The organism is Nocardioides agri, assembly GCF_013778305.1.
Lineage (GTDB): Bacteria > Actinomycetota > Actinomycetes > Propionibacteriales > Nocardioidaceae > Nocardioides > Nocardioides agri.
Map to the genome: position 1 here is coordinate 398,065 of NZ_JACEIC010000001.1, position 15,703 is coordinate 413,767.

Annotated in this window: 10 protein-coding genes; 3 read left to right on the forward strand and 7 right to left on the reverse strand. The window is 71.3% G+C overall.

The annotated features are described in order from the left end of the window. Positions 1-61 precede the first annotated feature (61 nt). From HZF07_RS02065 to HZF07_RS02085, 5 genes are all read right to left on the reverse strand, one after another. Entirely contained in the window at positions 62-1,627 is a 1,566-nt protein-coding gene (locus HZF07_RS02065) for a peptide chain release factor 3 (RefSeq protein WP_181644660.1), read from the reverse strand. Positions 1,628-1,897: 270 nt separating this feature from the next. After that, a complete protein-coding gene (locus tag HZF07_RS02070; RefSeq protein WP_157346602.1) occupies positions 1,898-2,377 on the reverse strand; it encodes a response regulator in 480 nt (159 codons plus the stop codon). Between the two features lie 161 nt (positions 2,378-2,538). Further along, positions 2,539-4,368, reverse strand: a complete 1,830-nt coding sequence (locus tag HZF07_RS02075; protein ID WP_157346604.1) for a tetratricopeptide repeat protein — start codon at positions 4,366-4,368, stop codon at positions 2,539-2,541. 160 nt (positions 4,369-4,528) lie between these two features. Further along, positions 4,529-4,780 carry a DUF4242 domain-containing protein gene (locus HZF07_RS02080; protein WP_157346606.1) on the reverse strand — a complete coding sequence of 84 codons (252 nt, stop codon included), beginning with the start codon at positions 4,778-4,780 and terminating at the stop codon, positions 4,529-4,531. A gap of 91 nt (positions 4,781-4,871) precedes the next feature. Then, entirely contained in the window at positions 4,872-7,037 is a 2,166-nt protein-coding gene (locus tag HZF07_RS02085) for an amylo-alpha-1,6-glucosidase (protein WP_181644661.1), read from the reverse strand. Between the two features lie 322 nt (positions 7,038-7,359). On the opposite strand from HZF07_RS02085, the gene HZF07_RS02090 reads away from it, so the two are divergent. Further along, positions 7,360-8,412: a glycosyltransferase family 4 protein gene (locus tag HZF07_RS02090; RefSeq protein WP_157346610.1), complete on the forward strand. Its 1,053-nt coding sequence runs from the start codon at positions 7,360-7,362 to the stop codon at positions 8,410-8,412. Positions 8,413-8,465: 53 nt separating this feature from the next. Beyond that, positions 8,466-9,791 carry a DUF2252 domain-containing protein gene (locus HZF07_RS02095; RefSeq protein ID WP_157346612.1) on the forward strand — a complete coding sequence of 442 codons (1,326 nt, stop codon included), beginning with the start codon at positions 8,466-8,468 and terminating at the stop codon, positions 9,789-9,791. A 13-nt stretch (positions 9,792-9,804) separates the two neighbouring features. On the opposite strand, the gene HZF07_RS02100 is transcribed toward HZF07_RS02095, so the two are convergent. Both HZF07_RS02100 and HZF07_RS02105 read right to left on the reverse strand, forming a co-directional pair. Continuing rightward, positions 9,805-12,924 carry a M14 family metallopeptidase gene (locus HZF07_RS02100; RefSeq protein WP_157346614.1) on the reverse strand — a complete coding sequence of 1,040 codons (3,120 nt, stop codon included), beginning with the start codon at positions 12,922-12,924 and terminating at the stop codon, positions 9,805-9,807. A 115-nt stretch (positions 12,925-13,039) separates the two neighbouring features. After that, positions 13,040-13,990, reverse strand: coding sequence for an endonuclease/exonuclease/phosphatase family protein (locus tag HZF07_RS02105; RefSeq protein WP_181644662.1), 951 nt, complete (start codon positions 13,988-13,990; stop codon positions 13,040-13,042). A 124-nt stretch (positions 13,991-14,114) separates the two neighbouring features. On the opposite strand from HZF07_RS02105, the gene ligD reads away from it, so the two are divergent. After that, the gene (gene ligD, locus HZF07_RS02110) at positions 14,115-15,692 is read left to right on the forward strand and encodes a non-homologous end-joining DNA ligase LigD (RefSeq protein WP_157346618.1); all 1,578 of its coding nucleotides are present in this window, start codon (positions 14,115-14,117) and stop codon (positions 15,690-15,692) included. Positions 15,693-15,703 lie beyond the last annotated feature (11 nt).

Below are 15,703 nucleotides of genomic sequence, written 5' to 3' on the forward strand. Positions count from 1 at the left end.
CTCGTGACCCTAGCCGCCGTCGTCGACCGGTGAGTCTGGCGCGCTGGTCGTCTGGTGCCGGTCAGCTCCCGCCGGCCGGCAGTGCCTCGAGCATGACGTCGGGGTGGTCGCGCGCGGTCGTCTTGGCCCGCCACTGGTCGACGAAGAGCGCGAGGTGGGTGCCGTCGCTGCGCTGCAGGACCTCGACACCCCGGATCCCGGCCAGCGCAGCAGCGCCGCCGGCATCGGTGCGCCGGGCGACCTGGTAGTCGAGCCGCGAGAAGCGGATCGGGGCGTTGAACTCGTTGGTCATCCGGTCCTCGACCACCTCGAACTGCATCGGCCCGACCGCCGCGAGCACGGGGTTCTGGTCACCGCGGAGGTCCGAGCGCAGCACCTGGACGACGCCCTCCTGGTCGAGCTGCTCGATTCCGCGGCGGAACTGCTTGTAGCGGCCGATGTCGCCGGCGCTGGCGGTCATGAAGTGCTCGGGGGCGAAGGTCGGCACGGGCGGGTACTCGATCGACGGGCCGACGTACACGGTGTCGCCCACCCGGAGCGCATTCGCGTTCACGAGGCCGATGATGTCGCCGGCCTCGGCGGTCTCGACCGACGTCGTCTCGCGACCGAAGACCGCCTGGGCGAACTTCGTCGCGAACGGCCGACCGGTGGCGGCGTGGGTGACGACCATCCCGCGCTCGAAGGAGCCGGACACCACCCGCGCGTAGGCGAGGCGGTCGCGGTGGGCGGCGTTCATCCCGGACTGCACCTTGAAGACGAAGGCACTGAAGTCGTCGGTGACCTGACGGACCGCGCCGTCGACGCCGGTGGTCGCGCCCGGCGCGGGGGCGAGATCGAGCAGCAGGTCGAGGAGCTGGGCGACGCCGAAGTTCTGCAGCGCCGAGGCGAACATGACCGGCGTGGTCGCCCCGGCCAGGAAGCGTCGCTGGTCGTGGTCGGCCCCGTCGAGCTCGAGCAGCTCGTGCTCCTCGACCGCGGCGGCCCAGGCCTGGGCGTCAGGCTCCTCGACCTCGCCGGGGCCGATCCGTCGTTCGGGGGCGCGGGTGGCTCCGCCGGCGGTGCGGGTGTACTTCACGAACTCGCCCGTGCGACGGTCCAGCACCCCGCGGAAGTCTCCCGCCTCGCCGACCGGCCAGGTCAGCGGTGTCGGGCGGAGCCCGATCTTCTCGTGGATCAGGTCCATGAGCTCCAGCGCGGAGAGACCCGGCCGGTCCCACTTGTTGATCACGGTGATCACCGGGATGCCGCGCAGCGCGCAGACCTGGAACAGCTTGAGCGTCTGCGGCTCGAGGCCCTTGCCCGCGTCGACCAGCATCACCGCCGAGTCGACAGCGGAGAGCACCCGGTAGGTGTCCTCGGAGAAGTCGCTGTGGCCGGGGGTGTCGACCAGGTTGACCACGTGGTCGCGGTAGGCGAACTGGAGCGCGGCCGAGGTGATCGAGATGCCGCGGGCCTTCTCCATCGCCATCCAGTCGGACACCGTGCCGCGACGATCCCCCTTGCCGTGCACGGCACCGGCCTCGTTGATCGCCCGGGCATGCAGCGCGAGCGCCTCGGTCAGGGTCGACTTGCCCGCGTCGGGGTGGCTGATGACGGCGAACGTACGGCGGGGGCGGGAGTCGGGCACCGGAAGAACTTAACGGCCGACCGGTCACTTCCTCGACTCGTGCATAGCCCTCTGGCTCCAAACAGTGGTCCTTCAGCCGACGATCGGACGCGCGGATCTGCCGAGATGCGGATGCAAGCCGCGGGACGTCATACGGATGGTGCGTCCGCTTCCACCGTCCGTATGACATCTCGTCGAACTCCGTGCACGTCCCACGGACGGGCCGGCGAGACAACCAGCCGCCGCGAGTGCGTCCCAAAAGGCGCGTCCTACCGCCGCGATCGGGCTGCGCTACACGACCCCGGCGGCCGGCGCGGGTCCGGCGAGCGCCCACGGCATGCCGAGCCCACGGATGATGTCGAGCAGGACGTGACTGGCCACCAGCTTCGAGAGGTACGCCGCCGCGCCGAGGTCCATCGCCTCCCGCACCTCGTCCGCGTCGACGCCTTGACCGACGACGACGACCGGGATGAGGCGCAGGGTCGGGCTCTGCCCGATGCTCCGCAGGAGGTGTTGCCCTCTGCGGTCCTCGAAGTCGAAGCTCACGACCGCGGCGATGGGTCGGCTGCGTGCCCTGGCACCGCCCTGCGCACCTGCGGTGAGGTCCCCGAGAGCGGTGCGCGGGTCCGGGCAGGCCAGCACCGGATTGACCAGGTGGCCGGCAGTGACCGCGGTGCGGACGGCCTCCGCGAACGCTACGTCGCGGTCGACGACGAGGATGGGCGGATGGTGATGTTCCGGATCGTTGCGGGTCCGGTCGAATCGATGCATGTCGCCTGCCTTGGGGAAGGGGCCACGGGGGCCCGAAGGCTCACGTCAGAGAGCATGACCCAATGGTCACGTCCTCGGATCGACTTTCGGCGACTCGTCTATACAGCCCGTCTAGACCGATGACCGACCGGCGACGGCCCACGACGAGGTCGCTGGCTGGCTCAGCAGGGCTGGGTGCGTCCCTCGCGCGTGGCGCGGATGAGGGCGTGCAGATCCGGGTTGTCGATCTCGGCCGCAAGCAGGTCAGCGGCGTCGGCGTCTCCCGTGCTGCCTCGGGCAGCGGAGTGGAGAAGGGCGCGCACGGTCAGCTCCCGCATCCCGGCCCTGGAGGCGAGCTCGCGCAGCGTGTCGATCCATGTGCGGGTCTCGGGATGCCCGTGCGTGCGGCCGAGATCGCACATCGCGTCGAGGATGTGGGCGTCGAGCCACACGTAGGGATCCGCGAGCCGGGTGCCCCGCGAGCGGGCGTCTCGCAGGGTCTCGAAGGCTCGCTCGGAATCGCCCTCGGCGTCGGCGACCAGGGCCAGCCCCCGAGCGGTGATGCCCTCCCAACAGGGATCGCCGAGCTGGCAGGCCCGGGCGAAGGCCTGCTGGAAGATCTCGGCCGCGCGCGACGGCTCGTGGCGGGCGAGACAGACCTCCCCCTGGAACGCCTGCGGCCACGGGAGGAAGGAGAGCCAGTGCACGCGCTCGGCCAGCGCGACGGCTGTGGTGAGGTGGTGGTCCGCCTCGTCCAGGTCGCCGCGAAGGAGCTCCACCCGTCCCTTCATGCACAGTGCGTAGGCCTCCCGACGCGGGTCACCTGCCTCCCGCGACAGACGTCCGGCCTCGTCGAGCAGGGCGATGGCCCGCGGGTAGTCCGCAGTGTCGCTGTGGACCGAGCCCAGGTACGTCGCGGCCTTGGCCATCACGACCGGTGATCCGTCCGCCAGGTCCATCGCTTCGCTGAGCCACCGTTCGGCTCGGTCGTAGCGGGCGCGCAGGAAGTCCACGTACCCGAGCTCTGCGCGGGCCAGCGCGGAGCCGATCGGGTCGTCGTCCTCGACGGCCAGGCGGTCGGCCTCGTGCAAGTGCGCCAGGCCTTCCTCGTCGAGGCCGCGGAGCGAATGGATCAGCGCCTCGGCCAGCACCTGTCGGGACCGCGAGCGCAGCGAGGTCGCGGCGCCGGCGTCGGCGAGTCGGACGGCGCTGCGCAGGGCAGCGACCCCCGGCTCGATCGCTCCGGCCGCGATCGTCGCCGACCCCGACTCGATGGCGGCCTCGACCGTGGCGCTGGTCGGGACGCCGACACGTCGACGTGGACGCTCCCGCATCGCGGCCTCGATCGTCACTCCGGGCGCCACGCCGAGCTCCGTGTCCAGCAGCCCGGTCCACGCGGCGTACTGTCGCTCGGCCGCCGCGTCATCGCCCATCAGCCGATAGAGGCGGATCAGCAGCGCTTGGTGGTTCTCGTCGAGAGGGCTCATCGCGGCGGCACGTACGGCGAAGCCGCAGGCTCGATCGAGCGCACCACGCGCCAACAGACCCAGGGCAGCCTCGTGCAGGATCGCCTCGGAGGCCGCAGCGATCCGTCGCCGCTCGTAGAGCAGCCACGACTCGAACGCAGGTGCCCCCCGGACGACCAACCCGTCGAGCAGCTCGGCACCGAGCCCGACGGCCTCGACGGCGGCGGTCCAGTCCCGGCCGAGCAGGTCGACGTCCACAGCAACGCCCTCCGAAAGCAGCAGCACCACGGGATCCCCGTCGATCGAGACGCTGTCGCCGAGGCAGCGACGGATCTCGGCCAGGCTCCACCGCAGGGCACGCAGCGGGTCGTCGGCCTCCGAGAACAGCATCCCGGCCAGCTGGCTCCTGGTCGGGCGGGCCTCGCAGAGCAGGAGGTAGGCCAGCAGCGCCCAGCTCTTCCGGCTGCGGAGACGGTCGGCCGTCTGACCGGGCCGCTCGATGGCCGGGCGACCCAAGAGGCGGATCGTGAGGGGCTCGTCCGCCATACGATCAGCGTCGCACAGCCATGACCTCCCGGTACCCCTCGCTGGAGACCCGTTCCCACCCGCAGCCCGCAGGCCCCGAGCGCCGCTGGCGCCCGGGGCCTCCGTGCAGGTGCCCGAACGACTCCGGACGGCAGTCGGCGGGTCGGGCGAGGGCACAGCCTCAGGAGTGCTCGCTGACGCTGTAGATCTCGTCAGCCACGAGCCCGTGCGCCTCACGATGGACGGCGTTGGCTGCCTCCGCGCTCGGTGCCTCGACGAGGCAGAAGATCTTCCCCGCCTGCTCGTCGACCCAGTAGCGGAGGTAGTCCACTCCGTGCGACCTCTGCGTGGCCAGGTCGGCCTCGTGGGCGGCAGCGACATCTGCCGCCGAGACCCCACCGTCGATGTTGTGCGTGTCCATGAACAGAGCCATGAGTCCTTCCCATCTGGTTGTCGGCCAGTCGCTGGTCGACGGCCGGATGAGACGACCAAACCTCAGCAGCGTTTGACGCCACGTTTGACGGTCACGGACCGCTCGACCACGGCTGGGCCGACGGACCGAGCGTGACCCGCCCGCTGCCGGCCTGGACGTCGACCGACATCGGCCGACCGGCGAACTCGAGGGCCGAGAGCGCGAGGTCAGGCACGCCGGAGAGGTCGCCGCGGACCAGCTCGACCCCCGAGCCGTCGGCGGTGGGCTCCAGACCCAGCATCGTGCGGACCAGCAGCAGCACCGACGCCGACGCCCAGGCCTGGGGCGAGCATGACGACGGGTATGCCACCGGCATCGCGACGTCGTCGCGCGACAGACCGGCGAAGAGCTCCGGAGGCCGACCGCCGAAGTGGCGGGTCGCCTCGAGAGCGCCGTCCACGAGCAGGTCGACCGCGTCCCAGTGGCCGTAGCGGGCGGCGCCCGCGACGCAGAGGGCGGTGTCGTGCGGCCACACCGAGCCGTTGTGGTAGCTCAGCGGGTCGTACGCCGCCATCGAGCTCGCCAGGGTGCGCAGGCCCCACCCCGTCCACAGGTCCCGGTCGACCAGCCTCTCGACGTACTGGCGCGCCTTGTCGTCGTCCGCGATCCCTGACCACAAAGCGTGCCCGGGGTTGGTCGTGAGCGAGTCGATGGGACGGCCGTCGCCGTCCAGGCCCAGGACGAACCAGCCTCGACGGTCCCAGAACGTTTCGTTGAAGCGGTCCTTCAGCACCTGGGCGCGGCGGAGCAGATCGTCGGCGTCGTGCCCGATGTCGACCGTGGTGGCCAACGCGGCGGCGCCGGTGAGAGCGGCGTAGGCGTACCCCTGGACCTCCACGAGCGCGAGAGGTGCCTGCGGCAGCGTGCCGTCGGCTCGCGTGATGCCGTCCCAGGAGTCCTTCCAGCCCTGGTTGGCGAGTCCGTGCGCGTCCCGGCGCCGGTAGTCGACGAACCCGTCGCCGTTGGAGTCACCGGCTCCGATGGTCCAGTCGATGGCGCGACCGACGGCGGGCGCGAGATCGCGGAGGGTGCCCTCGTCGATGGCGCGCCAGCGCCACGCCTCTGCCGCGAGAGCGACGAAGAGGGGAGTGGCGTCCACGGTCCCGTAGTAGCGGTTGCGAGAGGAGAACGGCCCGCTGCCCCCGTGGCGCCGCAGCTCGTGCACGATGCGTCCCGGCTGCTCCTCGGACGCCGGATCGTCCACGCGTCCCTGGAGCTCGGCGAGGCCGGCCAGCACGCCTGCGGCGAGCGAGCCGTCGAACGGCAGGGTCATCCATGCCGTCAACAGGGAGTCACGACCGAACAGCGTCATGAACCACGGCGCCCCCGCGGCCACCACCGTCCGCTCGGGGTGCGCCTCGTCCACGATCCGCAGGGCGGCCAGATCGATGAGCGCCTGGTCGATGGCGGTGGGCAGCCGTGGGTCGAGCGACACGGCCGAGGGCAGGCCGGCACGCCACGCCGAGAGCTCGCGGACCGCCGTCCCGCGCGCCAGCGCCGCGGGGCGCTCGAGGTCGGCGGGGACGCCTGCGGACACCGGCTGCACGGTGACCGCGACGGTCACCTCGCCCTGCCCGGGCACCTGCAGGCGCCAGGTGGCGGCGCCGCCGTCGGGGTCGACCTCGTCGGGCCGGGGCTCCATCAGCACCCGGGTGCTGTCCTGAGGATCGCGCGGGGAGCCCAATGTCCAGGTGCCGCTCGGGTCGACCGCCACGCTCGCGCGCTCCCGATCGGCGGTGCCGCTCTTGACGTCGAACACGTGGGCGAAGTCGGCCGCCACCTCCAGCTGGACGTGCACGCTGACCGGCATCGGGTGCGGGTTCCGCAGGGTCAGCTCCTCCAGCAGGCAGCCGGCGAGCGAGCGACGGCGGATCAGCAGGACTCCGGCGTGGTCGCCGCGGTGCTCCGTGCCGATCGTGCCCTGGCCAGGGTCCGCGCCGTCGCCGTCGCCGTCGCCGTCGACCCGAGCCACCACCCGCGAGACGACGACCGCGGACAACGGCGTGGGGGTGCTCGCACCCAGGAGCTCGACCCGGTCGCCGTTGACGGTCAGCTGCAGCCGGCTCAGGTGCCGCAGGTCGTCGTACACGAGGCCGTGGGTTCCGGCCACCATGTCGCCGGCTTCTGCGCTGATCGCGAAGCAGCGTCCGTCGACGGTGACCAGGTCGTGGCGCCCTCCGGCGGGGACGCCGTCTGCCGCGGAGTTGAACTCAGACATTCGTCCACGGTGCCCAACGCATCCCGACGATATACGTCCGGGCGCGTGGCGGCCGCACCAGGTTTGTCGAGTGCGGGTGTTGGGGCACTGCGGAGGGGAGGGACGACAGCGATGTCGCGGAGGGAAGTGTGATGAGCACCGTATTCGATGTGCCGTGCCCGGACTGCGGGCGGCAGATGCCGGTCGCGTCCGACGGCGACCTGCAGTGTCCGACCTGCCAGAAGGCCTACCGCCTTCGGATGGGCCACCTGTTCCCGATCGCCGAGCGTACGCCGTCGCGACGGCCTGCCGGAGCCGCTGACCCGGCGACCGCGGCGCCGTCATGAGGATCGCGCAGGTCGCCCCGCTCTACGAGGCCGTGCCGCCCGAGGCGTACGGCGGGACCGAGCGGGTGATCGCCGTGCTCTGCGACGGCTTGGCGGCCGCCGGCCACGAGGTCACGCTGTTCGGGCCGGAGAACTCCCTCACGGACGCGACGCTCCAGGCGTCCGAGCAACCGCTGCGCGAGCGGTTCAGCAGCGACGAGCTGGTGAACCTCGCCCCCCACCTGCACCTGCAGATGCTGGCCGAGATCTACCGGCGGGCCGACGAGTTCGACGTCATCCACTCCCACCTGGACATCTGGACGCTGCCGTTCACCCGTCTGCGCGACACGCCCACCGTGCTGACGATGCACGGCCGCCTGGACCTCGACTTCCTGAGGGACCTGCTGCCGAGGTACCCGTCGGTGCCCCTGGTCTCCATCAGCGACGACCAGCGGCTGGCCGTCGCAGACTTCGACCTCACCTGGGCGGCGACGGTCTACAACGGCCTCGACCTCACCGCCTACCAGGACGTCCCGCACGATTCCGACGGCTACCTGGGATTCGTGGGCCGGATCACCGAGGAGAAGGGCCCCCTCGCCGCGATCGAGATCTCCCGGCGCACCGGGGTGCCGCTCCGGATGGCCGCGAAGGTGGACCCGCTCGACGTCGACTACTACGAGGACGAGGTCAAGCCGGAGATGGGCCCGGACGTCGACTTCATCGGGGAGATCGACGAGCAGGAGAAGCCGGCGTTCTACGCCGGCGCGCGCGCCACCCTGTTCCCGAGCGACTGGCCGGAGCCGTTCGGCCTGGTCATGATCGAGTCCCTCGCCTCGGGCACCCCGGTGATCGCGCTCCGCCGGGGATCGGTGCCGGAGGTGATCGATGACGGCGTCACCGGGTTCATCTGTGACGACGTGGACGAGATGGTGAAGGCCGCGGAGCGGATCGGTGAGATCGACCCCGACGCGTGCAGACGCCACGCCCAGCGGTTCTCGGCCGAGGAGATGTGCCGCGGGTACGTCGAGGTCTACGAGTCCTTGGTCGCCGGCGCGCATCAGTCGGGATGACCCGCGGTTCGCACGCACCGGCCGCGCCTCCGCGGCCTGCCTAGGCTGCCTGGATGGGAAGCCGAGAAGGCGCGCGCAGCCGGTACATCGTCGACGTCCTCGTCGAGGCCTTCGACGACCTGCTCCGAGCCGACCCGCACGGGTTCCGGACGAAGTTCCGCAAGATGGCCGCCGACCCCTTCGCGTTCTACCGCGGCTCGGCCTGCCTCTTCTCCGCCGACGTGGCCGGGGTGGACGATCGGTGGGCCGACGACCGGACGTCGCGGGTGTGGATCCACGGCGACCTGCACGTCGAGAACTTCGGTACCTACATGAACGGCGAGGGACTCCTGGTCTTCGACGTCAACGACTTCGACGAGGCGTACCTGGGTCACTTCTCGTGGGACCTGCGCCGCTTCTGCGCCAGCCTGGCTCTGATGTGCTGGCAGAAGGCGCTTCCGGAGGACGACGTCCGCGCGCTGGCCGAGGTCTACCTCCGTTCCTACCTCGATCAGGTCCGGCGCTACCGCGAGACCGACGACGACCTCGGCGACTTCTCGCTGCGCCTGGACAACACCGAGGGCCCCGTGCACGCGGTGCTGCTCGCCGCGCGCGCCCAGACCCGCATCGCGATGCTCGAGTCGATGACGGTCGTGACCGACCACGAGCGCCGCTTCGTCGACGACGCCAAGGCCCGGCACCTCAACGCGGCGGAGCGCTCGATGGTGCTGGCCGCGTTCGCCCGGTACGTCGAGACCATCCCGGCGTCCAAGCGCTTCAGCCAACCGGTCTTCTACGACGTCAAGGACGTCGTCGCCACCACCGGGTTCGGCATCGGCAGCGCCGGCCTCCCGGCCTACAACGTGCTCATCGAGGGGTTCAACCAGGCTCTCGAGAACGACATCGTGCTCAGCATGAAGCAGGGCAACCGGCCCGCCCTGAGCCGCGTGGTCGACGACGAGCGCCTCGGGAGCTTCTTCGAGCACGACGGCCACCGCACGGTGGTCAGCCAGCGTGCCCTGCAGGCCCACGCCGACCCGCTGCTCGGCTGGACCACCATCGACGGCACCGGCTTCGTCGTGTCCGAGCTGTCCCCCTACGAGCTCGACCTGGACTGGAGCGACGTCACCGAGCCCGACGAGATGGCCCCGCTGCTCGGGGATCTCGGGCGCGCGACCGCCAAGGTCCACTGCGCCTCGGACGAGGACAGCGACCAGCGGTTGGTCGACTTCCAGACCGAGGAGGCCATCCTCGGCGCTGTCGGCGACCGCGAGGACGAGTTCGTCGAGGACGTCGTGGACTTCGCGGAGACGTACGCCGCCACCGCTCAGCGCGATCACGCGCTCTTCGTCGAAGCGTTCCGCGCCGGCAGGATCGCCGGCCTGTCGGCTACGAGGTGATCCCGAGAACGCGTCAGCCCAGCAGGTGGTCGAGGGCGCGATCCATCACCGCGTTGCGCTCGGCGGTCGTGGACACCCCTTCCAACCCGAAGCCGACCAGCAGCGACCGTGGCGTGGCGATCGTGTTGCCGACCGGGAAGCCGGACGTGTCGGTCTGGATGAAGTTGTTGGCGTTGGCCCCGCTGCCGGCGGGTGGTCCGGTGACCTGCCAGCCGCCGAGATCGGTCTCGAACGACGTGCTGGTGCCGTCGGGGAGGACGATGTCGTCGAGGAAGACGCCGATGCCCTGGGTGGACCAGTCGCTCGCGTAGGCGATCGACACCTCGACGGACTTCCCGGCGTACGCCGAGAGGTCGACGCTCCACTGCTGCCAGCCGCTCGAGCTCCCGCTCGCTGCGTGCCACGCGCCGGTGGTGCCGGTCGGATCGCACGTCGAGTCGCCCGTCTGGGTCTGGTAGTGGTCGAGCTGCGGGTGGAGGGTCCGCCAGCCGCCGGAGTTCTCCGCCTTGCAGCTCTCGCCCGTGGCCTGCGTGGTGTTGCCGTTGGCGTCCGGCAACGTCGTCCAGTCGTCACCACCGGGGGTGCGCGCCTCGACGAACAGGTGGTCCCAGGCGGCCTCGGTGTCGTACGACGTCCAGAACGTCATCGACCCACCGCCGGCCGGGACGGCGACCTCCCGGGTGACCCGCTTGTAGGAGGCGTCGGCGATCTGCGAGTAGAGGTACTTGTCGCCGGTGTGGGGCTGGAAGGGCCCGCCGGGCTTGTCGTAGCGCGCCGCCGGCCAGCTCTCGAACTGCTTGAACTCGTCGACCGGCAGGATGCCGCTGGTCGCGATGAACGAGGACCGCCGCAGCGTGTTGCCGGCGAAGACGGGATCGTCGAGGCCCCACGACAGACCGGTGAAGGGGTCGTCGACCCCGACCGAGTCGAACGCCGTCCCGTCGCTGTGGCCGTCGTTGCCCACGGCCAGGTAGCCGCCGAGGTAGTACTGCAGCACGTCGTTGGTCGTGTCGCCGCCGAAGAACGAGCCGTAGGTCGGCAGGCAGCGGCGCGGGTCGACGTCGGCGGGCGCCGGGTTGCAGGCGATCTCGCCCTGGGGGTCGTAGAGCTGGGCGCCCACGTTGGTGGTGTACTGCTGGCCGGCGGAGTCGCCCGCGAGCATGGCCTTGCCGCCCTCGTTCAGGAACGAGCGGAGCTCGAGCAGCTCGTCGATCGCCAGTCGGTCGGCGTTGCCGCCGCCGCGACCGGCCGTCCGGGTGACGAGGTCGTCACCGGTCTCCCAGACGACGGCGTCGTAGTGACTCAGGACGCCGAGCGCGTCCGGCGCGACGCGACCCGCCGCGTCGATGTCGTAGAGATCCGCCTCCTCGCCGTTGGCGGCCAGCGCGTCGACGTACGCGTCGGCGTGGTGCGGGCCGGTCGTCGCCTGCACCGGAGAGGCCCCCGTGTAGTCCTCCGCGGCGACCACCAGCACGTCGTTGCCGGAGTCGGAGACCGCGTCGTAGGTGAACGAGTCGCTCCGCTTGCCGTGCGCCTCGAACCAGACCTTGACCGAGTCGCCCGGGTCCGTGCCGCGGACGACACCGCGCACCTGGTGGTAGTAGACCGCGGCGGGGTCGTAGGTCGACCCGCCAGCCCACTCGCGCGTGGATGCCGAGCGGACGCGCCCGTCGTTGATGCGGTACTTGAGCGTCACCTCGCCGAGGCTGCGCTTGGCGAGCACCGCGACCGGCTGCGGGTCGCCGTACGACTCCGTGAAGCTCAGCTGGACCCCGGGGTTGCCGCTCTTGTAGGGGTCGTCGCTGTCCAGGTAGAACGGCTTGGTCTCGATGCCGGTGACCGTCTCCGGGTCGTCGGGGTCGCCCGCCGAGCGCGCGACCGAGTCGGCGAACGGCAGGTTGCGCTCGAACTCGGCCTGCACCAGTGCGTCGTCGTCAGGGAAGACGAAACCGCACCCGTCGCAGCCCTCGGACAGCTCCGGCGTCCAGGCCAGCGTCCCCCTGCTCGCGTGCGCGTAGTCAGTGGTCTCGCCGTTGGTGACGTAGAGGACGTCCGAGCTCAGGCCCGGGTGGAAGTCCGCGATCGCCGGTGCGTCCAGGTTGCCGGACATCGCGTAGTAGATCGGGTCGTCCGCGGTCGGGGTGCCGGTCTGCCAGCCCTCGGCGTAGAGCAGCCACTGGCCGGCCGAGTGGTAGTTGACCTGGAACGCGAAGCCGACCCGGTCGAGCAGGCCGACCATCGCCCGGGTCTCCGGCTCGGACATCGGGGCCGGGCCACGGTAGGTCTCGCTCGACTGGATGGACGACGAGCCCTCCTCGTCGTACCCCCAGTGGTTGGGGAAGTTGCGGTTGGGGTCGACGCCGTCGCCGACCTGGGTCTCGCCGTCCCCGTTGTTGTCGCGGAGGTTCTTGCGCCACAACCGCTCGTGGTCGAACGTGTACTGGTACCCGTCGGGGTTGGCCACCAGCACGAACCACAGCTCGGTGGACGTCAGCAGCTTCTTGACCTGTTTGTCGTGGGCCCGCCACCCGTCGATGTAGTGGTTCATGAGGCGGCGGTTGACCTCGGTCGAGATCCACTCGCGAGCGTGCTGGGTCGAGCTGTAGAGCACGGCCGGCCGGCTGCCGTCCCGCTTCTTGCGGGCGTCCTTGGTCAGCTTGACGGCCAGGATCTCGCGACCCTGACCGGTGTGGCCGATGACCTCGAGCTTCACGAGATCGGGGTTGTTGCGGGCCGCCGCGTAGAGCTGGTCCCGGATGCCGCCGGCCTGGTCGTACGAGCGCCAGACGTTGAACCCGCCGACCGCCTGCTTGGCGGCGAACTGGCGGACGGTCAGGCCACCGGTCACCCGGGTGAGCTCGACATCGACGCCCTGCGCCTCGAGCTTGTTGGCCTGCGCTCCGTCGAGCACGACGTCGAGCTCGAGCTCGCGCCCGACGGACCGCTGGTCGCTCACCTCGACGCCCAGGTCGGAGACGGCCGACAGCTCGGAAGGCGCGAGGGTCACCGTGTAGGCGTCCAGCCGGTCGGGATCGCGTCCCACGGCCGTGGGTGCCGCCGTCGCGGACGTCAGGCCCGCGCACAGCGCGGTGACAACCACGAGAACCAGTGATCCGACGAGCCACTTGCGCATGTGCCGCACCTCCGAGACCTGGCCCCCCGGTTGTTTCGGAGTCTGGCATCGGTGCGCCCCGCCCGCGACCCCCAATTTGTGGGGACCACAGGGCGGTCCCGGTCGAGGAGCGTCGTCAGCCGAGCTCCGCGTGGACGGGGCGATGGTCCGAGCCCGGCTCGTTGCGGCGGGCGTCGGGGTCGTCGGCGATGGACGGGGCCGCACCCGGACCGGCGCCGACGGTCGGCTTGGGTGAGGTGAGCGGCGCTGAGACCAGGATGTGGTCGATGAGCTCGCGACGGCCTCGGTAGATCCGGGAGTACCGGTCGTGCTCCGGGATCAGGGGGGCGAGGTTCCACAGCCGCTGGGCATCCCCGGCATCGGGACGGTCGAACCCCGGCGTCTCGAACTCCGACCCGGGCGGGCCGTGCAGGAGCTGGGTGGTCGCCGCCTGCACGTCGTCGTTGAGGTCTCCGGCCACGACCACGGCCGGGACCGCACCGCCGCCGTCCTCGAGGAGCCGGGTGACGTAGGCCCGGACCCCGGCGGCCTCGGCCGCCCGGCGGGCGAGGGCGTAGAACCCGTACCTGACCCGCACGTCCTCGTCGCTGGTGGAGAAGTGCCCATCCGGGAAGGTCAGCAGCTTCGACTTCAGGTGCACGGAGAGGACGTGCACGTCATGTCCGTCCAGGGTGACGGTCGCCTTCAACGCCGGCCGGCCGAGGCCGGTCAGGATCTCGCCGTCGTCGCTGATCTGCACCGGACCGATGCCGGCGGGCAGGTCCCTGACCTGCTCGACGTCGCGCAGCTCCCCATGCGACAGCAGCGCGACCCTGATGCCGCGGCCGTCGGGGTCGGCTGCCGCGGTGTGCCAGGTGTGGTCGGTCTGGGCGGCGACCGCCGCGGCCAGGTCGTCGAGCGCAGGTTGCGGCCCGACCTCTTGGACCGCCAGCACCTGAGGGCCGATCGAGGCGATCGTGGTGGCGAGCGCCTCCAGCTTCGCCTGGTACGCCGTCTCGCTGGTCGGTGCCGCGTCCCCCGTGCCGGGCGCGAACAGGTTCTCCAGGTTCCACGTCGCGATCCGCACCCGCTCGACCTCCCGCCTCCCGCACCCTCCACGCAGCATCACACGCATCGACAGCAGTCGTCATGACCCGCTCGACTCAACGGCCATGAACATGCCAGCAGGAGGCTCGGGGCACCCTGGGACCATGGCCGGCAAGCTGGACACCTACCGCCGGATGCGCGACTTCGGCCGAACGCCGGAGCCGGCCGGCGACATGGCGTCCCCCGACGGCACGCGGCGCTTCGTCGTCCAGCGGCACCGGGCGAGCCGGTTGCACTACGACCTGCGCTTCGAGATCGACGGCGTGCTGGTGAGCTGGGCGGTGCCGAAGGGGCCGACGCTGGACCCGAAGGCCCGCCGCCTGGCCGTGCACGTCGAGGACCACCCGGTGGAGTACCTCCACTTCGAGGGCGTCATCCCGTCGAGCGAGTACGGCGGCGGCGACGTCATCGTCTGGGACACCGGCACGTGGGAGCCCGTGCACACCGAGGATCCTGGCGCGGCCGTCCGCACGGGCGAGCTGCACGCCGAGGTCCACGGCGAGAAGCTGCGCGGGCGCCTGGTCCTCGTGCGCCGCGACGACGCGGACGAGGACCGCGCCTGGATGCTGCTCCACAAGCGCGACGACCACGCCGTCGAGGGCTGGGATCCCGAGGACCACCCGCGCTCGGTGCTCAGCGGGCGCACCAACGACGAGGTCCTGGCCGATCCGCACCGGCTCTGGCGGTCGGACGCGCCCCCGGCCGAGGCCGAGGTCGACCTCCTCCCGCAGCCGCTGCCCGACGCGGCCATCGACGACCTCGAGTCCATGGGCAAGGAGGGCGCGTGGGAGGTCTTCGGCCGACGGCTCAAGGTGACCAACCTCGACAAGGTCCTGTTCCCGGCCGCCGACAAGAAGAGCCCGCCGATCACCAAGCGCGAGCTGCTCGCGTACGCCGCCCGCATCGCGCCGGTGGCGCTGCCCTACCTCGAGGGCCGCCCGCTCAACATGCACCGCTACCCGGACGGCGTGCAGGGCAAGGGCTTCTGGCACAAGCAGCGCCCCGACCACGCCCCCGAGTGGCTGCGCTGCTGGGAGAACCCGGACGCCGACGAGGGCGAGACCACGGCGTACGTCGTGCCCGACGAGCCGGCCGCCCTCGTCTGGGCCGCGAACTTCGGCGCCCTGGAGTGGCACCCCTGGACGTCCCGGGCCGAGGCGCCGCACGAGCCGACCTACGCGCTGGTCGACCTGGACCCGGGGGAGCGGACCGCCTGGGACGACCTGCTCGCCCTGGCCCGCCTGCACCGCACCGCGCTGGAGCACCTCGGCGTGACCGCCCGGGCGAAGGTCACCGGCCGGCGCGGCATCCAGGTCTGGATCCCGGTCGTGCCGGGCTACACGTTCGACGACACCCGCGCCTGGGTGGAGCGGCTCTCGCGCACGGTCGGCAAGGTGCTGCCCGAGCTCGTCAGCTGGAAGTGGGAGGTCAAGGCCCGCAGGGGTCTCGCCCGCCTCGACTACACCCAGAACGCGATCAACAAGACGCTCGTCGCGCCCTACTCGCCCCGACCGGCGGCCGGTGCGCCGGTCTCGGTGCCGATCGCGTGGGAGGAGCTCGACGACCCCGACCTGCGGCCCGACCGGTGGACGATCCGCACCGTGCTCGACCGGCTCGCCGAGCGCGGCGACCCGTTCCGCGCGCTGCTCGGCGCGGCGCAGGAGCTGCCGGAGATCAGCTGACTCGTGCTTGG